The 26,370-nt window shown below is 37.6% G+C and carries 29 protein-coding genes; 16 read left to right on the top strand and 13 right to left on the bottom strand.

Annotation, left to right across the window (positions count from 1 at the left end):
- Window positions 1-220: 220 nt before the first annotated feature.
- Window positions 221-1,864: an L-aspartate oxidase gene (gene nadB, locus L3V46_RS06315; RefSeq protein ID WP_239045219.1), complete on the top strand. Its 1,644-nt coding sequence runs from the start codon at window positions 221-223 to the stop codon at window positions 1,862-1,864.
- A gap of 283 nt (window positions 1,865-2,147) precedes the next feature.
- On the opposite strand, the gene L3V46_RS06310 is transcribed toward nadB, so the two are convergent.
- The 8 genes from L3V46_RS06310 to pabC all read right to left on the bottom strand — a co-directional run bounded on the left by L3V46_RS06310 (window position 2,148) and on the right by pabC (window position 9,134).
- Entirely contained in the window at window positions 2,148-2,921 is a 774-nt protein-coding gene (locus tag L3V46_RS06310; RefSeq protein ID WP_239045218.1) for a helix-turn-helix transcriptional regulator, read from the bottom strand.
- An 18-nt stretch (window positions 2,922-2,939) separates the two neighbouring features.
- Window positions 2,940-3,320 (bottom strand): hypothetical protein, encoded by a 381-nt coding sequence (locus L3V46_RS06305; RefSeq protein WP_034616260.1) that lies wholly within the window; start codon window positions 3,318-3,320, stop codon window positions 2,940-2,942.
- Window positions 3,321-3,428: 108 nt separating this feature from the next.
- On the bottom strand, window positions 3,429-4,310 hold the full coding sequence (locus L3V46_RS06300; RefSeq protein WP_034616257.1) for a histone deacetylase: 882 nt from the start codon (window positions 4,308-4,310) through the stop codon (window positions 3,429-3,431).
- A 4-nt stretch (window positions 4,311-4,314) separates the two neighbouring features.
- A complete protein-coding gene (locus L3V46_RS06295; protein ID WP_004823139.1) occupies window positions 4,315-5,295 on the bottom strand; it encodes a hypothetical protein in 981 nt (326 codons plus the stop codon).
- Window positions 5,296-5,783: 488 nt separating this feature from the next.
- Window positions 5,784-6,200 carry a PaaI family thioesterase gene (locus L3V46_RS06290; protein ID WP_151803289.1) on the bottom strand — a complete coding sequence of 139 codons (417 nt, stop codon included), beginning with the start codon at window positions 6,198-6,200 and terminating at the stop codon, window positions 5,784-5,786.
- A 449-nt stretch (window positions 6,201-6,649) separates the two neighbouring features.
- Window positions 6,650-7,249 carry a dTMP kinase gene (gene tmk, locus L3V46_RS06285; protein WP_004823143.1) on the bottom strand — a complete coding sequence of 200 codons (600 nt, stop codon included), beginning with the start codon at window positions 7,247-7,249 and terminating at the stop codon, window positions 6,650-6,652.
- A 9-nt stretch (window positions 7,250-7,258) separates the two neighbouring features.
- Window positions 7,259-8,320 carry an endolytic transglycosylase MltG gene (mltG, locus tag L3V46_RS06280; protein WP_239045217.1) on the bottom strand — a complete coding sequence of 354 codons (1,062 nt, stop codon included), beginning with the start codon at window positions 8,318-8,320 and terminating at the stop codon, window positions 7,259-7,261.
- Window positions 8,313-9,134 carry an aminodeoxychorismate lyase gene (gene pabC / locus L3V46_RS06275; protein ID WP_239045216.1) on the bottom strand — a complete coding sequence of 274 codons (822 nt, stop codon included), beginning with the start codon at window positions 9,132-9,134 and terminating at the stop codon, window positions 8,313-8,315. The genes mltG and pabC overlap by 8 nt, the downstream gene beginning before the upstream one ends.
- A gap of 163 nt (window positions 9,135-9,297) precedes the next feature.
- Here pabC and L3V46_RS06270 point away from each other — a divergent pair, with 163 nt between their 5' ends.
- The 7 genes from L3V46_RS06270 (at window position 9,298) to L3V46_RS06240 (ending at window position 16,292) form a co-directional block, all read left to right on the top strand.
- Entirely contained in the window at window positions 9,298-10,308 is a 1,011-nt protein-coding gene (locus tag L3V46_RS06270) for a sulfate ABC transporter substrate-binding protein (protein ID WP_004823146.1), read from the top strand.
- 43 nt (window positions 10,309-10,351) lie between these two features.
- On the top strand, window positions 10,352-10,957 hold the full coding sequence (locus tag L3V46_RS06265) for an alpha/beta hydrolase (RefSeq protein ID WP_209827220.1): 606 nt from the start codon (window positions 10,352-10,354) through the stop codon (window positions 10,955-10,957).
- 80 nt (window positions 10,958-11,037) lie between these two features.
- Complete coding sequence (gene cysT, locus L3V46_RS06260; protein WP_004717179.1) at window positions 11,038-11,871, top strand: sulfate ABC transporter permease subunit CysT; 834 nt, start codon at window positions 11,038-11,040, stop codon at window positions 11,869-11,871.
- Window positions 11,868-12,764: a sulfate ABC transporter permease subunit CysW gene (gene cysW, locus L3V46_RS06255; protein ID WP_004717181.1), complete on the top strand. Its 897-nt coding sequence runs from the start codon at window positions 11,868-11,870 to the stop codon at window positions 12,762-12,764. Before cysT ends, cysW begins: the two co-directional genes overlap by 4 nt.
- Before the next feature lie 10 nt (window positions 12,765-12,774).
- Entirely contained in the window at window positions 12,775-13,836 is a 1,062-nt protein-coding gene (locus L3V46_RS06250; RefSeq protein WP_004823148.1) for a sulfate ABC transporter ATP-binding protein, read from the top strand.
- 55 nt (window positions 13,837-13,891) lie between these two features.
- On the top strand, window positions 13,892-14,821 hold the full coding sequence (locus L3V46_RS06245) for a CysB family HTH-type transcriptional regulator (RefSeq protein WP_004717184.1): 930 nt from the start codon (window positions 13,892-13,894) through the stop codon (window positions 14,819-14,821).
- A gap of 253 nt (window positions 14,822-15,074) precedes the next feature.
- Window positions 15,075-16,292 carry an outer membrane protein transport protein gene (locus L3V46_RS06240; protein ID WP_239045215.1) on the top strand — a complete coding sequence of 406 codons (1,218 nt, stop codon included), beginning with the start codon at window positions 15,075-15,077 and terminating at the stop codon, window positions 16,290-16,292.
- Between the two features lie 93 nt (window positions 16,293-16,385).
- Here the strand turns inward: L3V46_RS06240 and carO are convergent, their stop codons facing one another.
- Window positions 16,386-17,114: an ornithine uptake porin CarO gene (gene carO / locus L3V46_RS06235; RefSeq protein WP_004823152.1), complete on the bottom strand. Its 729-nt coding sequence runs from the start codon at window positions 17,112-17,114 to the stop codon at window positions 16,386-16,388.
- 304 nt (window positions 17,115-17,418) lie between these two features.
- Between carO and dapD the strand changes: the two genes are divergently transcribed.
- From dapD to L3V46_RS06205, 6 genes are all read left to right on the top strand, one after another.
- Entirely contained in the window at window positions 17,419-18,240 is an 822-nt protein-coding gene (gene dapD, locus L3V46_RS06230; protein ID WP_239045214.1) for a 2,3,4,5-tetrahydropyridine-2,6-dicarboxylate N-succinyltransferase, read from the top strand.
- A 109-nt stretch (window positions 18,241-18,349) separates the two neighbouring features.
- Window positions 18,350-19,060 carry a 7-carboxy-7-deazaguanine synthase QueE gene (gene queE / locus L3V46_RS06225; protein ID WP_239045213.1) on the top strand — a complete coding sequence of 237 codons (711 nt, stop codon included), beginning with the start codon at window positions 18,350-18,352 and terminating at the stop codon, window positions 19,058-19,060.
- A 36-nt stretch (window positions 19,061-19,096) separates the two neighbouring features.
- The gene (gene queC / locus L3V46_RS06220; protein ID WP_004717194.1) at window positions 19,097-19,768 is read left to right on the top strand and encodes a 7-cyano-7-deazaguanine synthase QueC; all 672 of its coding nucleotides are present in this window, start codon (window positions 19,097-19,099) and stop codon (window positions 19,766-19,768) included.
- A 13-nt stretch (window positions 19,769-19,781) separates the two neighbouring features.
- Window positions 19,782-20,192, top strand: coding sequence for a hypothetical protein (locus L3V46_RS06215; protein WP_004717195.1), 411 nt, complete (start codon window positions 19,782-19,784; stop codon window positions 20,190-20,192).
- 65 nt (window positions 20,193-20,257) lie between these two features.
- Window positions 20,258-20,950 (top strand): diphthine--ammonia ligase, encoded by a 693-nt coding sequence (locus L3V46_RS06210; protein WP_239045212.1) that lies wholly within the window; start codon window positions 20,258-20,260, stop codon window positions 20,948-20,950.
- Window positions 20,951-20,959: 9 nt separating this feature from the next.
- Window positions 20,960-21,421, top strand: a complete 462-nt coding sequence (locus tag L3V46_RS06205; protein WP_239045211.1) for a peroxiredoxin — start codon at window positions 20,960-20,962, stop codon at window positions 21,419-21,421.
- 156 nt (window positions 21,422-21,577) lie between these two features.
- Here the strand turns inward: L3V46_RS06205 and L3V46_RS06200 are convergent, their stop codons facing one another.
- The gene (locus L3V46_RS06200; protein ID WP_239045210.1) at window positions 21,578-22,177 is read right to left on the bottom strand and encodes a LysE/ArgO family amino acid transporter; all 600 of its coding nucleotides are present in this window, start codon (window positions 22,175-22,177) and stop codon (window positions 21,578-21,580) included.
- A 181-nt stretch (window positions 22,178-22,358) separates the two neighbouring features.
- On the opposite strand from L3V46_RS06200, the gene L3V46_RS06195 reads away from it, so the two are divergent.
- Window positions 22,359-23,249: a LysR family transcriptional regulator ArgP gene (locus L3V46_RS06195; protein WP_004823159.1), complete on the top strand. Its 891-nt coding sequence runs from the start codon at window positions 22,359-22,361 to the stop codon at window positions 23,247-23,249.
- 208 nt (window positions 23,250-23,457) lie between these two features.
- Here L3V46_RS06195 and gstA read toward each other — a convergent pair whose 3' ends face one another.
- Complete coding sequence (gene gstA, locus L3V46_RS06190) at window positions 23,458-24,063, bottom strand: glutathione transferase GstA (protein ID WP_239045209.1); 606 nt, start codon at window positions 24,061-24,063, stop codon at window positions 23,458-23,460.
- A 97-nt stretch (window positions 24,064-24,160) separates the two neighbouring features.
- Between gstA and L3V46_RS06185 the strand changes: the two genes are divergently transcribed.
- On the top strand, window positions 24,161-25,072 hold the full coding sequence (locus tag L3V46_RS06185) for a LysR family transcriptional regulator (RefSeq protein ID WP_239045208.1): 912 nt from the start codon (window positions 24,161-24,163) through the stop codon (window positions 25,070-25,072).
- Between the two features lie 75 nt (window positions 25,073-25,147).
- On the opposite strand, the gene L3V46_RS06180 is transcribed toward L3V46_RS06185, so the two are convergent.
- Entirely contained in the window at window positions 25,148-25,711 is a 564-nt protein-coding gene (locus L3V46_RS06180) for a YceI family protein (RefSeq protein ID WP_239045207.1), read from the bottom strand.
- A 62-nt stretch (window positions 25,712-25,773) separates the two neighbouring features.
- The gene (locus L3V46_RS06175) at window positions 25,774-26,340 is read right to left on the bottom strand and encodes a nicotinate-nicotinamide nucleotide adenylyltransferase (RefSeq protein WP_034612542.1); all 567 of its coding nucleotides are present in this window, start codon (window positions 26,338-26,340) and stop codon (window positions 25,774-25,776) included.
- Window positions 26,341-26,370 lie beyond the last annotated feature (30 nt).

Below are 26,370 nucleotides of genomic sequence, written 5' to 3'. Positions count from 1 at the left end.
CGAACCTGCATCTGATGATTATTTGCTTAAAAATGTTTGTAACATATTATTTAATATCGTTACGTAAAAATATGTTTACATTTTTTTATAAAACAAGACTTTACTTAATTTTATATTAAAAGCCTTGGAATATCTTATTTATACTAAAATCTGACACATGTGACTATTGTAATTTGTTAAAAAAAAGAGTGTTATTAGCAAACATTTTTCAAATTAGCTGATGGACATGTCTAATTTAAGTACAACTCATCAATTTGACGTGGTTATTGTGGGGAGTGGCGGTGCAGGCTTAAGTTTAGCCTTATCTTTGCCTGAACATTTTAATATTGCTGTTTTAGCGAAATCAACCTTAACCGATGCAAGCACATATTTTGCACAAGGTGGCGTTGCTGCTGTACTTGATGAAACAGATTCCATTCAACAGCATATTGATGACACTATGATTGCAGGCGCACAGTTATGTGAGATTGATGCAGTCAAACATACCGTTGAAGGTGGTCGACCTTCTGTCGATTTCTTACTCAACCATGGTGTACAGTTTACTTTAGATGAAGATGAACAATTACATCTCACTCGTGAAGGTGGACATTCACAACGTCGCATTATTCATTCAGCCGATGCCACAGGTAAAGCCATTTCGACCACACTGGTTCAACGCGCTCAAGAAAAGAAAAATATTCATATTTTTGAAAATTACATTGCGATTGATTTAATCACCACACATAAATTAGGACATAAACAACAGCCCAATCGTGCGGTCGGTCTTTATGCACTTGATGAAAACAACGAAAAAGTTCATACCTTTTTAGCCCCATTTACTGCCCTGGCTTGTGGTGGTGCAATGAAAGCTTATTTATATACATCAAATCCTGATATTGCCACAGGCGATGGTATTGCCATGGCATATCGTGCAGGCTGTCGTGTTGCAAATATGGAATTTAATCAATTCCATCCAACCTGTTTATATCATCCTCAAGCACGCTCATTTCTGATTACGGAAGCAATGCGTGGTGAAGGTGCATATTTACGTTTACCTGACGGTGAACGCTTTATGCTGCGCTTTGATGAACGTGCCGAGCTTGCTCCACGAGACATTGTTGCACGCGCCATTGATTATGAAATTAAACGCTTAGGCATCCGTCATGTCTGGTTAGACATCAGTCATAAACCAGCTGAATTTGTTAAAGAACATTTCCCAACCTTATACGCGCGCTTATTGGAACTTGGTATTGATATCACCAAGGATATGATTCCCGTTGTCCCCGCAGCACACTATACTTGTGGTGGTGTGGTGGTCGATGAACATAGCCAAACTGATTTAGCTGGTTTATATGCGATTGGTGAAACGTCATATACAGGGTTACATGGTGCTAACCGTATGGCCAGCAATTCACTACTTGAATGCTTTGTATATGGTATGAGTGCTGCCAAGGATATAGAAGCAAAGTTTAATTCTCACTTTGATATACCGACCGTGCCTGAATGGGATGCTTCACAATCGACCAATCCTGATGAAGATGTTGTGATCCTGCAGAATTGGGATGAACTCCGCCAAACCATGTGGAACTATGTCGGGATTGTAAGAACCACAAAACGTTTACAACGTGCATTGCATCGTATTGAAATGTTGAAGAAAGAAATTACTGAATATTATCAGGATTATCATGTCAGTAAGAACTTGATTGAACTACGTAATTTGGTCATGGTTTCAGAGATGATTGTTCGTTGTGCCATGCAACGTAAAGAATCACGTGGTCTACACTACACGCTTGATTATCCTGAGCTTTCACCTGAGTTAAGAAAAACGGTATTAACACCACCAAACTTTACAGTCGAAACACCATTGGTAAATGAAGCAGTTTAAACCCCTTTAAAATTGTAAAAAATAGTCAGATCATTCTGGCTATTTTTATATAATGGAGCTTAATGAGCAAGAACAAAGCACTGCTTTGTTTGTAGCGCAAGAATGTGATAACACAAGGAGAGGCACCGCTACAGATATAGTAGCGCAAGGTCAGACATCGTCTACGCAAATCAATTTAAATTTTTCAAGCTAAAATGCGACAGTGCAAATCTTTTAATAATTCATAAAGTTATAAATTCATTTTGATAAAATGCAATAAATTCTTCTACTTAAAAATAAAACCTTATGTTTGCTGCATATAATTTCGAGGAGAAAGCTGCATTATTTTCTTAAACATCACAATAAATGAGCTATCACTGTCATAGCCTAATTTCATCGCAACCTGATGTACTGAATCTCCTTCTGTTAACCACTGTAATGCCAATACAACATGTAACTTTCTTCGCCATTGATTAATACTCATCCCTGTCGTTTGATGAAAAGTTCGTGTAAGGCTTCGTTCACTCATACAACATAACTTTGCCCATTCAGCCAAACTTTGATTTTGCTCAGGATATTTTAATAAATGGTGGGCCAATTTGACTAAACGAAGATCTTGTGGAATGGGTAAATAAAATGTTGGCTTTACAACTGATTGAATTTCATCTAACAAGCATTGCTGCAAACGGAGGTCTTTTTCTGAAAGTACCGTATCAGACAAGGTTTCAACTCTTTCCAATAAGGCATTCAGCAAATTTGTCACTTGCAACATGGTGCAATTCGGTTCTAAAAGATGATCAAGTTGGGAATCAATAAATGCAACATAGCCAGAAGAGACACCATAACTACTGACTTTATGTGGCACATTTGACGGAATCCATAAAGCCTGTTGTGCTGGAACAACCCAAATACCAGACGGTGTTTCCACCGTAATTAAGCCATTAACCGTCATCATCAATTGGCTTTTTACATGCTGATGTGACGCAAGCTCCCAATCAGGAACTTGCTGATGTATTTTTAATACAATAATTGCTTGGTCTATTTGATCTACAAAAAAAGGATCCACATTATCAAGCATGGTTTGCCTATATATTTATCACTTTAAAACAGCGTCGATGACTTTCTGCGCTTGTTGTTGATTGTCTACAATAAACATCGGGTAACCAGTAAACTTAATAAAGTTATTGGCAAATTTTTGCGTTTCAAGTCGAATATTTTCATCAGGTTCAATATGAATCAATGCTTTCACATATTGGGTTAAAATTTCACGTTTTGCTTTAACCCATGCTGCAACTTGCTTGCGTTCTTCATGATCATTTTTTTGTTCAGGAAAGGCCCCTTCACTGATAAAAACAAAAGTTTCTTTGCGACTCAATAATGACTCATAAATTGCAATTGTTTCATCAACTGAAACTGCATCTTCAGCTTGATAACTAATACGAACGATTGGAAAGTTTTCTAAATTTTGAATAAACATGATAATCACCATAAATGAGAATAATTATCATTGTATGGATTTATACAGATCGTACATTACTAAATTCAGCCAAAAAATACGGTATTCCAGCCAAATTTAACAGCGAGTTTAGTCTTTATTTTTTCCATAATAAATACGATGCGCTATATGAAAAGTTTCAGCATGTAATTTTGCTAAATCATCTAAGTTCTGATAGCCCCCTGCAAGTACAAACATGATCGGAATATTGTCACGTTTGGCAAGGTTAAACACCATTTCATCTCTTTTTTGAATCAACTCTGTCGTAAACCATGCTGAACCATAAGGATCTGCTTGATGACAATCCATCCCTGCCTGATAAATAATAATATCTGCTTTCCACTCATTTGCTCGCTGAAAAGCTTCATGCAATGCCATGGTATATTGAGCAAAACTTCCATGCTTGGTGTGAATATGACGGCTTTCCGCCCGCTCATAGGTGGGGTAGCCAAAAGCCAATCCGTAAATACTAAAATTATATAAATTATCTAATCTGCGAGTAAAATCAGCCGTCCCATCACCACCATGCTGATCGCAATCCAAAATAAAGATGCGCTTATTTGCATAATGTTGTGCAATTAATGCCAAACCATTAAAAGTACAATATGAGCCGCCATATTCATAATTGGCATGGTGAAACCCTTGCGCAATATTGGCGGCAATCCCATGTTGGAATGCCAGTTCAGTTGCCAACAATTGCCCAGCATTGATGGAGAGTACCGCATCCCTTAATTGTTCATTCCAAGGCTTAAAACCAGCAAACGTTGCCAGTTTTGCCGGTTGTCCTGTTAAAAAAGCCTCAACATATTTAGGCGAATGTAAGGCCTTTAAAATTTCTGGATCAATTTGTTGTGGTTCATGAAATTTATAATGATTAAATTGCTGTAGTTGCTCTGCGACTGCAACAAGTTTTTCCATGCTATTGGTATGTGTTTGAGCAAAATAGCGTGGAGAAAAACAAACATTTAACATAAAGCTATCCGAGACTGAGTGCTCTCAATTGTGATTTTGCAACATCATTGAGTTGTTTTATAAGTGTTGTGTCAGGACTAAACAGCCCATTATTCACTTGTTGTTCAAAATGTGTCGTAAATGCCCTTTGTCGATTCTCAGGTGAAATGGCTAAAGTGGTTAATCGCAAAAACCAAAAACCTTGAATCTCTTTATAAGGAATAATATAGCCTTTAAACTCTTGATTGGGGACTTTGTTGGCAATTTGTTCAATATCATAATCGACAGAAAATAAAGAACCAATCGGAATACGAATTCCATTCATCAATAAAGGTTGTAAATTTATACAGGAATGATTATCCCCCATATTCATTTTTTCAATCAACAGCGGACGATTTTGATCATCTACAAAAATGTTGATTGAGCCTTGTCTTAACATGGAACGATGGGCAATCTTTAAGAAAAATGCTTCTGCCATTGGACATGAGCCCACTTTAGGCTTGCCGTCAAGCGTCGCAATTTCAACATAACCTGTTTCATCTGCTGTTTTGGGTAAAATCACATCTTCCAACATAGCGCAAATCACATGGCTTTCTTCTAATTGTGCTTGTTGCGATAAGCGTCTTAAGTTTGCTTGGATTGCAACTTCTTGTTCAACTAAGGCTTTAAACTCATCATCTTTGGCTTGAGTAAGAAAATTTTGAATCGATTTATTTTGATCTAAGTTATGCCAATCATCGATGTCTAAACCATAAGCATTTTTTTGCTCAAGGATCTTTTTTAATTTCTTAAAATCATAATCTTTAAATATTTTTAAATCAGTTGCTTCAACTTGATCACGCGGAAAATTAATGTACTCAGCCAATACGCGTGTAGCCTGCGTATAACCGCAACCACGGCGTTCAGTTTGATGTGAATAGTGTTCATTCAACATCTCCGTCAATTTATCTGATAAAGGAAAAACCTGTTCCTTAAACAAATCTACGACTTCATGACCTGATGACATATTCTTTATTCCATTTAATCTATATTAATTTTCAAAATAAACTATTTATTATGAATAAATTAGCATTATCCCTTGCAGAACTCAATATATCACTCAAGTTGTAATTGCATCTATATCAATCAATACAATTGATTATTTATTATTCTTTTTGATATTCATGCTCACATACCCATACATGATTTAAGTATCCATTAAAGATCTTTCATAAATCAAAAAATGACCATGTTGAGTGAATCAGATTGGTATTGAAAGTCCCTTCTCCCTTTGGGAGAAGGCTAGGATGAGGGGGATTTTATGATGATCTATGGCTTTAAAAAGAACTAACGTAAGAAGTCTATTGTTAATGACGCTATAACCAAAAATATAGATTGATGATCAAAACAATTTAACCATCACTAAAAATAGTGAGTATTAACACACCATCAGAAAACCCAGTAAGGACTATAAAAAATTTCGTCCAATACGCATTTTTAAAATCCCTGAATGATTTATTTTTGTGGTGGAACAGAATACGTTCCTGTCACATGTGCAACAGGATCATCCGAACCTAAAGAATAAATCCAGACCTCACCGACAATTAAAGCTTTACCCACTTTCATCAATTTACACACACCACGAATATCAACACCACCCGTTGGCTTGCGTAAAAAATTAATATTCATATTGGTCGTAACCGTCAAACCGACTAAACCAATTTCACCCATAATCGCAACATAAAGTGCAAAATCTGCTAGGGCCATCATGGTTGGACCTGAAACAGTTCCACCTGGTCGTATATCTTGATCACTGACGTGCCAAACCAAAGAAGCCCCTTTTTCAGTTACTTCTTCAATTTCACAACGTTGTAAGCTAGGTGAAAAAAATTGCTGTAAGAATTGTACGATTTCAGCTTTCGAGCTTTTCATAATTAAAGTCTTTATATCCCTGACCTAAAACAATATAAAGACTTTTTCGGTTCAAAACACTAGGGGCTGTTGACAATTCGTCTATGTTTGCGACTATAAGTGTTTTTTAGGCAATACTAGGCACGAAATACGAAATTTAGTCATTCTAAATGATGAGAAACATCGTTTCGCAAGGTAACAACGTATCGACAAAAAACACTTAAGTCCCCCGCTGCGCCTTGCGCTGCAAACAAAGCAGTGCTTTGTTCTTGCTCAGGGTTGTGACTAAAATTATCTCAGTCTGCGTTATGAAACTCGAAAATAGTCTCGCTATTCTCTTCCTTTCATGCCTTGCCTGCTCAATTTTAGCCTCCAACGCAAGCCATTTATGAAATGCCAACAGCCCCTTTATCGTTCAAATCAATAGAATAAATTGCTCAATTTCACTTATTTAGAGGATTGATTGGCGCTTATTTTAAATAACTCAACGCCTCAGCAAATACTTGCTCTGGTGCTTGAGTCGCATCTAAGCGTTTCATTCGTTGAGAATCACGCAAATGAATTTCAGAAAACCCACTGCGTACCGATTCAAAAAACACCACTTTTTCTTGTTCAAAGCGGTCTAATGCACCGCGTGCACGGGCACGGTTCATTCCCAATTCAATTGGCGCATCCAACCAAAAAGTAATATCTGGCATTTTAGAAACAAAATTTTCATTGAGCAGTTGTAACTTATCTCGACTTAACCCGCGACCTGCACATTGATAAGCAAAACTTGAATCGACAAAACGGTCACACAGTACAATCTTGCCCTCAGCCAAGGCAGGTAAAATCACAGCTTCCAAATGTTGTGCTCGTGCTGCATACATCAGCAATAACTCCGTGTCATTACTCATCTGTTCTTCATGATTGACCGACAGCAATAATGAACGGATTTGTTCAGCTAAAGGCGTACCACCAGGCTCACGTGTTAAAACAACCTGTTGACCTTGTTGTTGAAAGTAATCAAATAACTTTTGAATGAGCGTGGTTTTTCCTACACCTTCAGTACCTTCAAAACTTATAAACATGCTCATTCCTTAATTCTTAGACCGCATAACTTGAATATATTCTTGCACTGCACGATTATGATCATTCAGATTGGTTGTAAATTTGTGCCCACCATTACCTGTGGCAACAAAGTAAATGTTTTCAGAGTTATCTGGATGCATCGTCGCTTCAATGGCTTTTTTGCTTGGTAAAGCAATCGGTGTTGGCGGTAAACCATTGATCGTATATGTATTATAAGCACTCGGAGTACGTAAATCCTGCTTTGAAATCTTACCCGTATATTTATCACCCATCCCATAAATCACGGTAGGATCGGTTTGTAAACGCATGCCCAGTTTTAAACGACGATAGAACACACCTGAAACCTGACGTAACTCGCTGTCTACACTGGTTTCTTTTTCAATAATCGAGGCCATGATTAAGGCTTCATATTTATTTTTATAAGGTAAGTCTGGCGCGCGTTTTTCCCAAGCTTCATCTAAAATTTTCATTTGACGTTGGTACAGGTCAGTCAAGATTTGCTTATCCGTTGCACCTTTATCAAAGAAATAAGTATCAGGCGCAAATAAACCTTCTGGGTGATCATAAGGAATATTTAAGGCTTTCAGCATTTCACCACTCGGAAGCTGAATCACCGATTTTTCAACCAATGGATCTTTTTTCAATGACTGAATTAATTGCTTCGCTGTCGTCCCTTCTATCACCAAAAGTCGACTCATCTGTGCATTTTCAATATTAGAAACCATTTCTAATACTTGGCGTACATTCATACCTTTAGTGACTTCATACACACCAGCTTTCATGGTGTCATGAATGAAAATTTTCCGATAAAGCTTAAGAATGATTGGAAAACTAACCTTATCTTCCTTGGCCAATTGATCAATAAAACCGGTATAGGTTTCACCATTTGAAATAGACAGCTTTTGTTTTTGACCCGTCACTGGATACGCTTTAAAAATACTCATTTTTAAAATGATTGCAGTCATGATCAAAAAAACAACCAGAACGATCGCAATGCCTTTATAGATGTTATTGCTCACTTGGGCTTGAGTTTTCTTTTTAGATTTTGGCTTAGGTTTGGTTTTAGGCATGAGAATTAAACTGACTTAAATTTAAAGTATTAAATAACTCAACACAGGATTGAGTGTCTAGATGTTGATGACTCAACGTTTCGACCACTTTCATTGGACTGAGGGCATTGCAAAAGAACAGGCTTTGAAAATGTCGAATTTCATCCATATCGATAAAACGCTGTTCACAGGTGACACCATAATGTTGCATCCGTGACAAAATCTCGGCACGCATCACACCATGTACACCATTATAACGAAGTTCAGGCGTAATCCATCTATTGTTTATCCGAATAAAACAATTACTGCTCACACCTTCAACAACTGAACCTTGTACATCTGTGACTAATGCTTCTAACCAGCCTTTTGCCTGAGCTTCTTTTTTCAGTAACACTTGTTCTAAACGGTTTAAGGTTTTTAAACCCACCAAATTCGGCATCAATAAACCAATTGCTTGGTCCAATACACCACTGTGAATTAATTCAGGCTGGAAGCACGCGGTTGTTTTTGGATAATAAACCACATAAAGATCGGCCTCATGTTCAGGCATTGCATAGCCACGATCGCCATCGCCTCGACTAATGATGATCTTCAATGTACCGTTTAATATTCCATTTTTTTGTCTTAAACATTGTAGCGTCTGATCCAACAACTCAAAATTCACATCTAAAAATAAACGTTCAGCCGCCAACTTCAATCGAGCACGATGTAAAAGCTCCAACTCCATAACATCTTGATGTATTCGAACTGTGCTAAAACAACCATCTCCATAATGAAATGCTCGATCTAAAAGTGAAATAGAATCAACAAATTGAGCATTTTTAAAACAGATCATTAAGCAATTTCCTATGGCTTTGCACGAATACTATAAGCAATATCAGCATTTTCTTTTTCTCTTTTATTCATATAAAATTCGTTTTTTATTATTTTTTATGGATAAAGACTAGCGTTATCCTCACTCCATCTTACCGAACTTCAGAATTAAATGGGGCAAAAAAATGCAGTTCTCTAAACTTAAATTTGCTGTGGCAGCAGTACTGATCTCAACCACATCTTTCAGCGTTGCTGCAAAAGATTTTTTAAATGTATCTTATGATCCAACACGAGAATTGTACGATAATTTTAACAAACAATTTGCAACGTTTTGGAAATCTAAAACGGGTCAAGACATCCAGTTTAAACAATCACATGGTGGCTCTGGTAAACAAGCGCGTGCGGTTATTGATGGTTTGCAAGCAGATGTTGTGACTTTAGCATTGGCCGCAGATATTGACGCAATTGCGCAAAATACAAATTTATTGCCAAAAGACTGGCAAAAGAAATTCCCACAAAATTCTACACCGTACACATCAACAATCGTTTTCCTCGTCCGTAAAGGTAACCCGAAAGGCATCAAAGACTGGGGCGATTTGGTAAAACCAGGTGTAGAAATTGTAACACCAAACCCTAAGACTTCAGGTGGAGCACGCTGGAACTATTTAGCAGCATGGGCTTGGGCAAAACATAAATATGGTTCAGACGCGAAAGCACAAGAGTTTGTACGTCAAATTTATAAACAAACTAAAGTACTCGATTCTGGTGCGCGTGGTTCTACGACGACATTTGCAGAACGCGGTATTGGTGATGTGTTATTGGCTTGGGAAAATGAAGCGTATTTATCTACACGTGAACAACCAGGTAAATTTGAAATCATTACCCCATCACTGTCGATCTTGGCAGAACCACCTGTCGCAATTGTTGAAAAGAATGCTGAAAAAGACGGTAACTTAAACTTAGCGAAAGCATATTTAAACTATCTGTATTCACCTGCTGGTCAAGACATTGCAGCGAAAAACTTCTACCGTCCGCGTAATGCAGCAATCTTGCAAAAGTATGCGACAACATTCAAACCGTTAAAATTGGTCACAATTGATAAAGAGTTTGGTGGTTGGACTAAAGTTCAAAAGCAACATTTTGAAAATAATGGTGTTTTTGATCAAATCGTCAAAGCCAATGCAAGTAGCAAATAACTGTTTAAAATAAACTTAAGTGAAAGGAAACAGGAGCATAGACATGATTCATACAATTATTGTTCCAGGCGTTGGTGGTAGTGATTACGATCACTGGCAGTCTAAATTACAACGTGAACTCATGTCTTGCTCGCGCGTACAACAACAAGATTGGAACTTACCTATTCTTAAAGACTGGATTGCCCAATTTGTTGCGACTGTCGTAAATGCTACGCAACCTGTTCAAATTGTTGCACATAGTTTCGGATGTTTAACCACGGTTGCTGCTTTGGCTCAGCACCCTGAAATCACAGCTAAAGTAAGAAAAATTATTTTAGTTGCACCAGCTAATCCAGCACGTTTTGGTGAGGCTGGTTTTGCTCGAAACAGTATCGGTGACTATGAAGCTTATTTTCACGAATTGAAAATCACAGTCCCTGCTGAAATGATTATTTCTGAAAATGATCCTTGGTTAAATTTTGAAGATGCACAGAAGCTTGCGAAAGCATGGAAAATTCGACCTCGAAATTTAGGTCAGGTTGGACATATCAATGTTGCATCAGGCTTTGGACACTTTCCTGAAATTTATGATCATTTAATTTTTAATCAGCAAAATTTCTTTATCAGTAATGCTGATGACAACAAGTTGTTATTTAAATTTGCAATTTAATCATTGCCTTTTAAGCTTGCAAAATCGTTTTAAATTTGCTTATTGATTTCAATAAGCTTTCTCTCTTTTGAGGAGTCATCATGTCGCAGCGATCCCGAGTGCTGCCAGGTTTTGGTCTTTCACTAGGCTTCACCCTAGCGTATCTATCATTAATCGTACTGATACCACTGTCTGCCGTATTCATAAAATCATTAGGCGTAGGTTGGGATGGTTTATGGGAAATCTTGAGCTCTGAACGTATTTTAAAATCATTACAGCTCAGTTTTACCACCGCCCTGATTGCAGCTTTGATCAATGTCATTTTCGGCTTTTTATTGGCTTGGTGCTTAGTCCGTTATTCATTTCCTGGTAAACGTATAGTAGATGCATTGGTGGACTTACCCTTTGCATTACCTACAGCGGTCGCAGGTATTGCGTTAACCTCTTTATATGCATCAACAGGTTGGATTGGTCATTTGCTTGAGCCTTTAGGGATTAAAATTGCCTATACCTCACTGGGTATTACGCTTGCTTTAATTTTTATTGGTATTCCTTTTGTGGTTCGTACAGTACAGCCAGTTTTAAGTGATCTTGAAACTGAGCTAGAAGAAGCCGCTTCTGCATTAGGTGCAAATCGTTTTCAGATCGTGACAAGAATCATTTTACCGATTTTATTTCCAGCATTACTGACTGGCTTTGCATTGGCATTTGCGCGCGGTGTGGGTGAATATGGTTCGGTCATCTTTATTGCAGGCAATATTCCTTACGAAACTGAAATTGCTCCGTTAATGATCATTACCCGTCTTGAAGAATATGATTATGCAGGTGCGACGACAATTGCAGTGGTGATGCTGGTGATTTCTTTCTTTATCTTGTTCCTAATTAACTTGGTACAAGCTTGGGCAAGTCGCCGTACAGGGAGAACCGCACGATGAGCTTAAATACCAACAGCAATGCTTTAGCTGAAAAACTGCAATCTCGTGATGCGACACGTGAACCAGCTTGGGTACGTAATACCCTACTGATTATTGGTCTGATTTTCTTTTTAGGCTGCTTAATTCTACCGTTGGTGCTTATTTTTGTTGAAGCATTTAAACAAGGGATTCAAGTCTACTTTGCCTCACTGGTTGACCCTTATACCCTGTCTGCAGTCAAACTCACATTATTGACTGCAGCCATTGCAGTACCTTTGAATGTGATTTTTGGTGTTACAGCAGCATGGTGTGTTGCCAAGTTTAATTTCCGTGGAAAATCATTCCTAACCACCATTATTGATACGCCATTCTCAGTCTCACCGGTGATTGCTGGTTTAATGCTGGTTTTGATCTTTGGCTCTCAAGGTTGGATTGGATCATGGCTAATTGAACATGATATTAAAATCCTCTATGCGACACCGGCCATTATCCTCGCAACTGTATTTATTACTGTTCCTTTTGTTGCACGTGAATTAATTCCATTGATGGAAGCACAAGGAACAGAAGAAGAAGAAGCTGCAATTGTGCTGGGTGCTTCGGGTTGGCAAACCTTTTGGAAAATTACCATTCCAAATATTAAATGGGGTCTCATTTATGGCGTGATTTTGTGTAATGCGCGTGCCATGGGTGAATTCGGTGCAGTATCTGTGGTTTCAGGCCATATTCGTGGCGAAACCAATACCTTACCGTTGCATATTGAAATTTTATATAACGAACCAAATTCGATTAGTGCTGCTTTTGCCGTCTCAACATTGTTAGCATTTTTGGCCATCATTACCCTAATTTTAAAAACATGGGTTGAATATCGCCAAGAAAAACAAGATCGCGAAAGTAAAGAATCAACTGTTTCTTAAGGAATTGCACATGAGTATTCAAGTTAAAAATATTGAAAAAAACTTCGGTGCATTCCATGCACTTAAAAACATATCGCTAGATTTTCCAGAAGGTCAATTGGTTGCCCTGCTTGGTCCTTCTGGCTGTGGTAAAACCACATTACTGCGCATTATTGCTGGTTTAGAATCAACTGATAGAGGACAAGTTATCCTTGAAGGAACAGATGCAACCAATATTCACGTACGTGAACGTCAAGTTGGTTTTGTATTTCAGCATTACGCACTGTTCCGTCATATGACTGTTTATGACAATGTTGCATTTGGTTTACGTGTTCGTCCAAAGGCGACTCGACCAAATGAAACTGAAATCAAAAAACGTGTTACCCGTTTATTGGATTTGGTACAACTTGGTTTCTTGGCAGATCGTTATCCAGCACAATTATCTGGTGGTCAACGCCAACGTATTGCATTGGCACGTGCCTTAGCTGTTGAACCACGTGTATTGCTCTTAGATGAACCGTTTGGTGCATTGGATGCCAAAGTACGTAAAGAATTACGCCGTTGGTTACGGACTTTACATGATGAATTACATATCACTTCAATCTTTGTAACCCATGACCAAGAAGAAGCCTTAGAAGTTGCTGATCAAATCGTGGTGATGAACAAAGGTGATATTGAACAGATTGGTTCACCGCGTGAAGTTTATGAAAAGCCTGCAACCCCGTTTGTATTTGACTTTTTAGGTCAAGCAAACCGTTTTGAAGGTGAAAACCATCAAGGCATCATTCAAATTGGTGAAGATCGCATCCAACTGCCTACGGCGACACAAACCGCAAATGGTAAAGTGATTGCCTTTGCTCGCCCAAATGAATTGAAAATTCACACGCAACCGACTGAAAATACAATTCAAGCAACCTTCTTACGTGAGTTATGGATTGCGGGTAAAGTCATGGCAGAGTTACAAGATCGTCAAGGACAACTGATTGAAATTGCTTTAAATCCTGATGAAGCAAAATTACATCAATATCGACCAAATCAAACAGTTTGGGTAAGTGCATCTACACTTCACCTATTTGAAAATCAAGTCGCGTAATCGACGACAGGATGAATATTACCCCTATTCATCCACATTTGAGGTATCGAACATCATGAACTTTCAACAATTACGAATTATCCGAGAAACAGTTCGTCAAAATTACAACTTAACCGAAGCATCTGCTGCACTTTATACTTCGCAATCTGGTGTCAGTAAGCATATTAAAGATTTAGAAGATGAATTGGGTGTACAGCTGTTTGTTCGTAAAGGTAAACGGTTATTAGGTTTGACAGAACCTGGTCAAGCGCTGTTGAGTATTGTTGAACGCATGCTTATTGATGCTGACAATATTAAACGTCTTGCCGATGATTTTAATAAAGTTGATGAAGGTACGCTTACAATCGCAACAACACATACACAAGCACGTTATGTGTTACCACCGATTGTCAATTTATTTAAAAAAGCATTTCCCAAAGTTCATTTGATTTTGCAACAAGCCAGCCCTGTTGAAATCTCTGAAATGTTATTGCTTGGTTTGGCTGATATCGGTATTGCAACTGAATCTCTAACCACTGAAGATAATTTGGGCAGTGTATCTTTCTATAACTGGAAACACAGTATCATTACGCCACAAGATCACCCACTGACTAAGCTGAATCCTAAAGAGATTACCTTAGAAAAATTGGCTGAATTTCCAATTATCACCTACCACGGCGGTTTTACAGGACGTTCTAAAATTGATAAAGCGTTTGAAGATGCCAATTTAGATGTAGATATCGTCATGTCAGCACTGGATGCCGATGTGATCAAAACTTATGTTGAACTGGGAATGGGTGTCGGTATTGTCAATGATGTTGCTTATGACACAGAACGCGATAAACGTCTAAAACAAATCGATACTGATATTTTTGGTTTAAATACAACATGGATTGCGGTTCGTAAAGGCCATTTACTTCGTGGCTATGGCTATGAGTTTATTTCACTCTGCTCACCAGAAGCCGATATCAAAGCATTGAAAAAAATTGCCTATCCTGATGATTAAACTTTGAGATAAATGATTAAGAAAGAAATTAAGTCATCAAGGAATAAATCGTCAATAAATAAACCATCAAATAGTCATGATGATCAAAGATAGAGAGCTACGGCTCTCTTTTTTATCATTTAAAAATTAAACACAAACTCTTAAGAATAATTAATCTATTTGATTTTATTTAATATTTTATTATAAGCATGGCTTTTTAGTATAAAATTTAGTCTTATCTTTATCACTGATCAATTTATTTCGGGGGGAATGAATGAATTCTATTGCTTGGGGCTTAACCCTTGGAAGTTTTGTTCCTCTTTTTAGCCATGCCGCGGGTATGGAGAAATCTGACCAGTCTATCCTTGCTTTTTTAGAACCAAATCATTATGTAGAATTGTCTTATGCAGAGCTCTATGCAAATGTTTCAGGGCAACTCCCTCAACATGAGCAATTCAAACAACTCGGCGTTGAAGATTTTTCCACAGGCAACCTTGTCAACAATTACCACTTTGTCAATGCTGCTGCAAAACTGCAAATGGCCCCACAACTTTCATTTGGACTGATTTATGATCAGCCTTATGGTGTTGATCTTAGTTATGAATATCGCCCACAGAGCTTTGCTGGAAAACAACTTTTAGAGTCGGGTCAATTTAATTTTAAAAGTCAAAATTTTTCGATGCTATTGGGTTATCAACCTAGTGCGAATTGGAATATATATGCTGGTGGCATTTATCAACAGTTCGAAGGTGAACTCAAAGTCTTTGGAGCAAACTATTCAGCGATGAGTGGCTATCATGCACAGCTAAAACAAAGTTCAGGTCATGGTTGGCTCGCAGGTTTAAGCTATCAAATTCCAGAGTATGCAATAAAAACTGCGATTACCTATCGTTCCAAGATCAATCATCAATCTGCAATCACTGAGGATGTTTCAGCGCAAGCTTTAAGTATTATTCCTTTTGCTAAAACACAAATCACCACGCCTCAATCCGTCAATCTGGATCTTCAGACAGGTTTAACACCATCGAATATTCTTTATGGCAATTTGAGGTGGGTCAATTGGAAAGATTTTGAAATTCAACCAAGACAATTTGGTGCAGTGGTTAAGATTGCTGCTGAACAATACCCTGAACTGATCAAACCTTTTAATCTGATTGATTACAACAAGGATCAATGGTCTGCAAAGCTTGGGCTTGCGCATGTATTTTCACAGCAATGGGTTGCCACTACAGATATTTCATGGGACTCAGGCAATGCTAATCCCGCTGGAACACTCAATCCTTCAGATGGTTTTTATGCTTTAGGCTTGGGTGCTTTATATAACATCAATCCCCAGAGCTTTATTTCTTATGGGGTTAAATATTTTAAATTCAATAAAGCAAAAGTTAGCAACTTAGACGCCAATACTTCAATTGTCCAAAACTCAACTTTATCTGAAGTGGGCCATAATGATGCTTTTGCACATGGAATTCGAGTTGGCTATCGCTTTTGATTCATCTAAAAATTCAATTCAGCTATCAAAAATACCAAGTTCAAAATAAAAAACGAGCCGGAGCTCGTTTTTTATTACATGATTAACAATAAATTACCAGTGGTAGCTTACGCCCACTTTACCAACTGGTAACCATTTATATTTGTCATCGTTACGGATTTTGTTTTCTTCAGCAGCTAAATCTCTATCAAAATTAGCACCGTTTACGTTTACGAACTCACCTTTTGAAGCTAAGTTTACAGATGGGTTACCAGTATAGTACGCACCAACTTCACCGAATACACCAATATTTTTAGTGATCTTAGGCGCAAAACCAAAACCTACATATGGAGCAATATTGTTTTCATAGCTCATTTTCCCTGAAACTTCACCATTAAAGTTATAGTTATTTCCATTTACTTTAATAGTGCCGTCATTTGAGCGCTTTTTCAGATCATACTCAGAATCTACATAGCCTACACCAGCTGCTACATATAAACCTTGAGCCCAAATATTCTGACTAGCACCCCAAGGGCGAATCTCAGCATTTAAATAAGCTAACTTATTGTCCATATCTGCATCGTATTTTGTACCGTTGATAGAAACATCATCAGTCCAAGAAATATCACCACCGTTATAACCCAATGCTAAACCAACATAAGGGTTAGCAGTCCAAAGTAAAGCACCACCGTAGCCAGTTGTACCCACTTCAAGACGAGCGCCTGTAGGGATTAATTGGTTTGCTTCAAATGCATAACCTTGGTCAACAACAGACCCATCAGCCATTGCTAAACCAGAAGCAGATAATGCAGCTGTAACAGCCAATAATTTTAACACTTTCATTTATGTCTCCTCAAAAAATAGAGTTTGTTCTTTAATCATTAATGTGTTGGACTCGAAACGATCATATGTGATTCGTTCTTCACAATTAATAGAGAAATTGATTACTTTTTGTTATTTTTTGATACAATTGGATATTAATTGTTGTTTTTAAAAGGAATAAAATAAATAAAAACTTAACAATTCACTTATTTGGTTGTTTTATTTTAAATTATAAGATTAGTTTTTTCGATTGAAACTAGATTTTATATCTAATCTGAGTCGAATTTGGTGTAGAATCTTTTAAAATTTTTTGGGAAGGAAGATCATGTCTCAGCTTTCAACGATCATTGAACAAGCGTTTGAAAACCGTGCCAACTTTACAGCAGTAGATTGTCCTGCTGAAGTACGTCAAGCTGTTGAAGAAGCCATTGCTGGCTTAGATAACGGTACACTTCGTGTAGCTGAAAAAATTGACGGTGAATGGATTGTTCACCAATGGTTGAAAAAAGCTGTTTTATTGTCTTTTAAATTAAACGATAACAAGCCAATTGAATCATGTGATCTTCGTTTCTATGACAAAGTAGAGACTAAATTTACGGCTTGGACTGAAGAACAATTTAAAGCTGCTGGTGTACGTGTTGTACCACCTGCTGTTGCGCGTAAAGGTTCTTTCCAAGCGAAAAATGTTGTATTGATGCCTTCTTATGTAAACATTGGTGCTTATGTAGATGAAGGCACAATGGTTGATACATGGGCGACTGTAGGTTCATGTGCGCAAATCGGTAAAAATGTTCACCTTTCAGGTGGTGTAGGTATTGGTGGTGTGCTTGAACCGCTTCAAGCAAATCCAACAATCATCGAAGATAACTGCTTTATTGGTGCACGTTCTGAAATCGTTGAAGGCGTGATTGTTGAAGAAGGCTCAGTCATTTCAATGGGCGTATTCATTGGTCAATCGACTAAGATTTTTGACCGTGAGACAGGTGAAATCCATTATGGTCGTGTACCAGCTGGATCTGTCGTTGTTTCAGGCAGCCTACCGTCTAAATGTGGTACATATAGTTTATATGCTGCAATTATTGTCAAGAAAGTTGATGCTAAAACACGTGCTAAAACAAGCTTGAACGAATTGCTTCGCGAAGACTAATTTATTTTCCCTCGTGGAATTTTAGTTATCTAGCGTAGCAATCGCTTCTCATCTCTACGGTCAATCGTGATCGTAGAGATTTTTCATTTTGTAATCTGTGGTAAATTTCATGAATTCTCTTCGTTCTTCGACTATTCCTGTTTCTGATCCGTCTGCGGGGCTGCGTATCACGGAGATTTTTTATTCATTGCAAGGTGAAGCCAACACTGCGGGTTTACCGACTGTTTTTATTCGTTTAACAGGTTGCCCATTACGCTGTTCCTATTGCGATACCACCTATTCTTTTGAAGGTGGCGAACGCCAATCGCTTGACCAAATAATTCAAACAACATTAGATTATAAAACGCCTTATATCTGTGTCACAGGTGGCGAACCGCTCGCTCAGCCGAATGCCTTACCCTTAATGCAACGTTTAGCAGATTTAGGTTGTGAAGTTTCTTTAGAAACCAGCGGTGCTTTAGATGTCTCTAAAGTCGACCCACGTGTTTCAAAAGTTTTAGATTTAAAAACCCCAACTTCGGGTGAGGTTGCACGAAATTTACTCAGCAACCTTGATCATTTAACTCAACATGATCAAATCAAATTTGTGATTTGTAATCGTGAAGACTATGAGTGGTCTAAACAGCAAGTTGAACAATACGCTTTAGCGCAAAAAGTCAGCACAGTATGGTTTTCTCCTGCTTTTGCAGTGGAAAAAGGTGCGGCACGTTTGCCTCAGCTTGCGCGTGATTTAGCACAATGGATTTTAGAAGACCATCTCCCTGTTCGCTTTCAGTTGCAATTACATAAATTGCTTTGGAACGATGAAACTGGTCGTTAAATTTATCGTCAATTATTAATATTTGGAGAGTTGGATATGCGCCCTCGTGCCGTAGTCTTATTATCTGGTGGCTTAGACTCAACGACGTGTTTGGCTTGGGCTCAAGCAAACTATGACTGTATTGCCCTAAGTTTTATGTATGGTCAACGCTCTACCACTGAACTCGATGCAGCCCGCGCTTTAACGCAACGTGCAGGTGTAGAACATCGTGTGATTAATATCGATTTAGGTAATTTAGGTGGTTCAGCGCTTACAGACCTTAACATTGATGTTCCTGATCATGAAACAGATGGTATTCCTGTAACTTATGTTCCAGCACGTAACACCATTTTCTTGTCTTACGCACTTGCAGCCGCAGAAGTTTTTGATGCTCAAGCGATCGTGATTGGTATCAATGCTGTTGATTATTCAGGATATCCTGACTGCCGCCCAGAGTTTATCGAGGCCTTTGCCAACATGGCTCGTCTTGCAACGAAAGTCGGTGTAGAAGGAAAACCTCTTAAATTTGAAACACCTCTGTTACATTTATCCAAAGCGAATATAATACGCTTAGGCATCGAACATGGCGTAGACTATAGTCAAACGGTTTCATGCTATCAAGCAGATGACCAAGGACGTGCTTGTGGCAAATGTGATAGCTGCCGACTTCGTAAAGAAGGTTTTAAGGATGCAGGTATTGCAGACCCAACACGTTATATACCGCAATAACAAGGTACTGTTTATGAAAAATTTAAAATCAAGTCTTATTCTTTCTGCTTTATTTTCAGCTTCGGCTTTAATGGGATCTACGGCTTTTGCTGCTGAATCAAATGCAGTTCAACAAGCCTATAAGAGTGCAAATGTTAAATCTGCACTTATTGGCGTGTGTAAAACGGAAACAGCTAAAGGTGGTAAATTAACTTCTGCTGAAGTAAGTAAATACTGTAGCTGTGCTGTTGAATCTGATGGTAAGTTAACCAACGATCAAAAATGGCAAATTCAAAGTGCCATTAACCAAAAGAAAAGCCCAGCAACACTTGCTTTCGTTCAAAAAAATAATCAAGACCTTCAAACATGTTTTGGTCCTCAGTTAACAGGTAAATTAAAAACCTTAACTGAAGAAGCAATGAAAGCAGCACAAGCGAAGAAATAATTTCTTCTTGTTGCAAAGAGCCTGCCCATGCAGGCTCTTTTTACAATTGGATGATACAAAACCATATGCAGGACCAATGGAATACTGTGATACAGCAACAAAAATTTGTTGCTTCATATAGTGGCGGGAAAGATAGTAGCCTAGCTTTATATCACGCTTTGCAAAGTGGACAAGCCGTAGCTCTCATTGTCATGCTAGAAGAACATGGACAAAGATCTCGTTCTCATGCCATGCCGCTTGATATCATTGATGCCCAAGCAGAGCTGATTGGTTTACCTATACTTAAAGCATCAGCCACGTGGGATGACTATGAACATCAATTTGTAAATCTCCTCAATCAAACCAAACAACTGGGTGCAGAAGCACTTGTTACTGGTGATATTGATCTGATTGGACATGCGCAATGGAACCAATCAGTCTGTGAACAAAGCCAATTGCAGTTATGTATGCCATTATGGCAAAAACCTCGGCTTGACATTGTGGGTGAATTTATTCAACTGGGTTTTGTCAGCATCATTGTGACGATTAATTTAAACCTCGGTATGCGGATTGAAGATTTGGGTAGAGTTTTAACAGCTGATTTTGTGGATGAATTAATCGAACGTGGGATTGATCCATGTGGTGAAGCGGGTGAATTTCATACCACGCTGATAGATGGTCCAATTTTTAAAAAGCCACTTTTACTAAATAAAGGTGATATTCTCTATCATGAAAATTATGCCTTTTTAGCACTTGAACTTAAACACAACAGCATTTAAGGACAAACAATGACTGAACAAATACAACTTCCGAATCAGAAATTCCCAACGACGACAGGTGAAATCAACCTCACTGAGCTCTCTACAGATTGGTTAGTTTTATATTTTTATCCAAAAGATTCTACACCTGGCTGTACCACTCAAGCGGTTGGTTTCTCTTGTATAAAAGACCAATTTGACGCTTTAAATACCACCATCCTTGGTGTATCACGTGACTCTGTAAAAGCACATCAGAACTTTACGGAGAAGCAAGCATTGACCATTAATCTGATCAGTGACAAAGAAGAAGTATTATGTAAACACTTTGATGTGATTAAAGAAAAAAATATGTATGGTAAACAAGTGATGGGGATTGAGCGCTCAACATTTATTTATCATCAAGGCAAACTGGTTAAAGAGTATCGTAAAGTTAAAGCGGCTGGACATGCTGAACAAGTTTTAGAAGACTTAAAAGCACTACAAAAAGCTTAACTGCAAAAGTCCCTACTCGCTCTAAAGTTAACGTGATTTTAAGCGTGTCAGGGACTTTAAATCTTCTTATTGAAAACATCCTCAAGCCCGACATAGATTGTTTCCTCTTTCCGTATTGAAAAAGATCATTACGCTGACTTGATCCAACAATACCAATCAAAGCAGCAAAGAGATTGCAATTCCCCACATAACCAATGCAATAATAAAATCTAATATTTGCCATGCGCGTTGATTTTGAAAAACCGGGAGTAAAAAGCGTGCACCAAAACCTAAGCTAAAGAAGAATAACCACGATGCTGTTACTGCACCAATCGCAAAATAAAGTGCGGTAGCTTCAAACTTTGTCGATATAGAACCAATTAAAACCACTGTATCCAAATAAACATGTGGATTAAGCCAAGTTAAAGCTAAACAAATCAGAAGCATTTTCATCAGCTTGGATTCATTTTGTTCACTCGGTTTTAAACCTGTCGATGTTCTAAAAGCTTGTAGAAAATGTTGCGCCCCATAAACCAATAAAAACGTTGCTCCAAAATATTTTGCCCAATCGACAAACTCTGGATGGGTTTGAATGACTTTTGAAAATCCAAGTACACCCAATAAAATTAAAATCGAGTCAGATGCGGCACAAACAACACAGACCCAAAATACATGTTGCTTTTTTAAACCTTGTTTGAGTACAAAAGCATTTTGAGCGCCAATTGCAATAATCAAGCTAAACCCAACAGCCAACCCCTGCATATAACTTTGCAACATTTTAAAACTACACTTTTAAAGTTTTGAATGGACTGTGCTATTATCCAAACTTATCTCTTTAAATGAGTATTTCTAAATAAATATCATCTTAGCTAAGTTTTTCTTAGTTGCTTGTGATGTGGCATTTTTAAAATAACTTATATCTTTATATAAAAAACGCCCAATTTTTTAGAGGATCAGCATGTTACAAAGTAAGCATAGTGAAGCATTTCTAGCAGTTGCCGAAACAGGTAGCTTTGAGCAAGCTGCTATTCGTTTAAATATCACAGCATCAGCGGTAACGCTACGTTTACAAACTTTGGAAAAACAACTAGGGCAAGTGCTGATCATTCGAGAAAGACCATGTAAAGTCACTCTAGCGGGTCAGGAAGTGTTACTTTTCCTGCAACATCATCGCTTGATGGAACAAAATTTAATTCAGAATCTTCAAGGGCAAAGTTCACAATCACAATTTTTTAAATTAAATATCGCCACTAATGCCGATTCATTGGTGACGTGGCTATTACCGACAATTCAACACACCTTACTCACAGAAAAAATTGTTATAGACTTAAAAATTGATGATCAAACCCAAACCCACCACCTTCTTGAAGCGGGATTGGTCAATGCCTGTATCTCAACCGAATCAAAACCTATGAAAGGCTGTGAGGCGATTCATTTAGGTACAATGAGCTATAGGATGGTTGCTACACCGAATTTTATTCACACTTACTTTCAGCATGGTATTCAACGTGAAACGTTACGGCATATCCCTGCTGTTATTTTTAATGATAAAGACCATGTACATGCCGAAGTTTTACAACACGTTTTTGGTTTGATGCCAAGCAGCTATCCATGCCACTTTATTCCTTCTGCAACATCTTTTGTAGATGCGATTTTGCTCGATTTGGGTTATGGCATGGTACCTAAAATGCAAATTCAAAAAGAATTAGCAACAGGACAATTGCTTGAAATCATGCCCAAAGCAAGAACCGATTTACATCTATATTGGCATCATTGGAAACAACAATCCAAGCAACTGGAAAAGCTCACATTAGATTTAATTCGCAATACTCAGTCTATTCTGGATTAGGCTTTATAGAAGCTATGACTCGTCCTAAATTAAAGTATCTTATTTTAATGCGTATAATCAAAAACTTTTAGAATAACCCAGTCACGATTTTCGCTATAAAGCAGTGTTAAAACATCATAGAAATACTTTGCTTCAATCACATACTTCAAGCTTAGAGCTGCCGTAGTTTTACTCAGTATTTATAAAACATACGGCATTGGATTTTTTCCTAAAGAAGACCTTCAGCTTGCATGGCTTTTTGTACAGATGGATGTTGTTGCATTTGCTCCATAAAAGCCTGTAAAGATTTCAAATGACTTAAGTCCAAATTGATCAATGTTGCCCAACGAGTCACAACAAATAAGTAAATCTCTGCAATGGTAAATCCTTGCCCCAACAGATTTTCTGAATCATAAATTTGCTCGTCGACCCATGTATATTGTTTTAATAATTTCTCTTTAAAAATATTTTTACTCGTATCATCAAACCCTTTTTGAAAAAATGGTGCATACGATTTATGTAATTCTGAACTAATATAGTTCATCCACTCCAATACTTTATAGCGCTTTAAATCACCAAATGTAGGTAATAAATCACTACGTTTAGCAGTCTCAACCAAATACTGGCTAATGATCGCACCCTCACTCAAATGCAAGTCATCATCACTGATTAAAAATGGCACTTGACCTTTCGGGTTAATTTTCAAAAAATCCTGACCTTGTTCCGTCTGGTGATTTTTAAAAGAAACTTTCACTAAATTAAAATCTTGGTTAATTTCTTGTAATACGATATGAGGGGCAAGTGAACATGCACCCGCTGTGTAAAAAAGTTGCATCTGCTTATTCCTTAAGTTGCTTTAACTTCATGCTATTCTTAACATCGTGAACAATAAATACTCATAATATCAATTCAGTTATTACATGGTGTATATAATGAACACAACATTCAAACGAACAATGTTGAGTAGTGTTGAAATATTTTGTCTCGTTGCTGAACAACGAAGTTTTTCCAAGGCTGCCTATCAAGCTGGTTTGACACCCGCAGCGGTAAGCCGATCCATTGCTCGTTTAGAAGGTCGCTTAGGGATTCAACTGTTTAATCGAACAACACGCAATGTTCGTTTAACCCAAGCGGGTGAGGAATATTTTTTAGAGTGTCAGCAGGCCCTCAAACAAATTGCTGAAGTCGAATTAAGATTAAAAAATAAATCAGCTCAACCTTCTGGAACAATCAGGATGAGTTTACCAACACCTTTTGGTCACTTTAGAGTTCTACCTCTCTTACCTCAATTTCAGCAGCTTTACCCTGAAATTAACTTGGATATACAGCTCACCAATAAAAATGTAGATTTCATTACCGAAGGTTTTGATCTTGCAATTCGGGGGCGTAATGTGCCTGAATCCAATTTAATCGCTCGTTGTTTAGAAAAAGCCGACTTACTGATTGTCGCCTCTCCTGAATACTTAAAGAAACATGGCACACCTACTGAGATTGCCGATTTACAACATCATCAATGTATTCAATTTATCTTACCCAGCACAGGAAAAGAAGTGCCGTGGTCTATGCTCATTGAAAATGAAGTTGTAGAGATTCAAACGCAAGGACACTTGAATTGCAGTGAAGATATTTTAGCCACCATTACCTTAGCTCAACATGGTGGTGGCCTATTGCAAACCTGTCGTTTTATTATTGAAAATGATTTAAAACAAGGAAAGTTGGTCGAAGTACTACAACAATATTCAGGTACTCAACGGCAATTTTCCCTGCTTTATCCTAAGAATAAATACGAACAACGACACATCCGCTTATTCATTGATTTTTTAATTGAACATCTAAAATATTAGACTCAAAAAACAGGCTCGAAATAACGATGAGATTAGAAAATAACGCACCCTGATCCTTTCTATCTCTGCTGTTTTCTATTGTGCTTTCCACTGCCCAGACACTTGGATATTCACTTTTTCTCCAACGCCACCCACAGCTTTTTTCATTCCGAAATCACTACGCTTTATGATTGTAGTAGAACTAAAATCCAGCAATTTTGGATTATTTAGATTGGGTTTAATTGTCGCATTAAAAGTTACAGGCTTAGTCACATTACGCAAGGTTAAATTACCTGAAATTAGATACTTATTATTAGCAAGCGGTTTAAATGCCGTACTTTTAAAAGAAGCGGAAGGATATTTAGCAGCGTAAAATAAGTCTTCACCCATAATCATATTTTTCAAGGAAGATTTATTAATGCTTAGGCTATTTACATCCATCACAAATTCAGTAGATGCCTTTTGCGGAGCGCTCGTATCAAAATTAAGGGAAGAATTAACACGCTTAAATTGCCCTTTGACGATGTTCATACCCAATGAGTCGATATGAAATCCAACATCACTATTGGGTGTCAATGTCCAAGACGCGGCATAACTTGAAATCGAAATAACGAAGCTACCCAATAAAACAGCGTTTATAGCGACTGATTTAAACTGCATGCAATACTCCATTCATATTCTATATATTTCTATTCAGTGTATTGCAATGCACACAAAAAACATTAAAGATTTGATTTGTCTTGCGTTTGGTATTTGTACTTTAATTGTTGGTAAATTTCCGTTTTCTGAAACTTTTCTAAAAACTCAGCTGTGCCCAAAGGAAATTCGACCTGATAAATTTCACCACGATAATACGCTTCACGTAACGGGGTCGCAGAGATAGAGCCGACTAAACTATCCAATTCAACCATTTGCCATTCTGGAAATAGTTTTAAGTAATAAGATGAATCATCTTTAAAATGACCAATTAAACCAATCTTATCGGTCTCTAAAACTGTAGCATTGACCAAGGACTTAACCAGCTCTACCCATTTAGTATCATTATAAACATCAATAACATGTACAAATTTGATTCGTTTTTGATCCGCTTCAGAAAAATTAGACAAAATCATTTGTTCCCGTTCTGATGCCAGAAAAGGATTTTTAGTATTCCGTTCATTTTGCGCAGAACCCAAGGCCAAAATTACATATTGGCTTTGTTGTAATGCAATTTTAATGGTTTGCATATGCGCGAGATGAAAGGGCTGAAAGCGTCCAATATAAACAAGATAATCAAATTTATAAGTCATAAAAGTAATTTTTTATGAACTCATCAGTTG

Source organism: Acinetobacter sp. AG3 (genome assembly GCF_022343575.1).
In the GTDB taxonomy this organism is placed as follows: Bacteria; Pseudomonadota; Gammaproteobacteria; order Pseudomonadales; family Moraxellaceae; genus Acinetobacter; species Acinetobacter guillouiae.
Note: the sequence above shows the minus strand (reverse complement) of the source record. Positions and strands in the feature narration are given on the sequence as shown.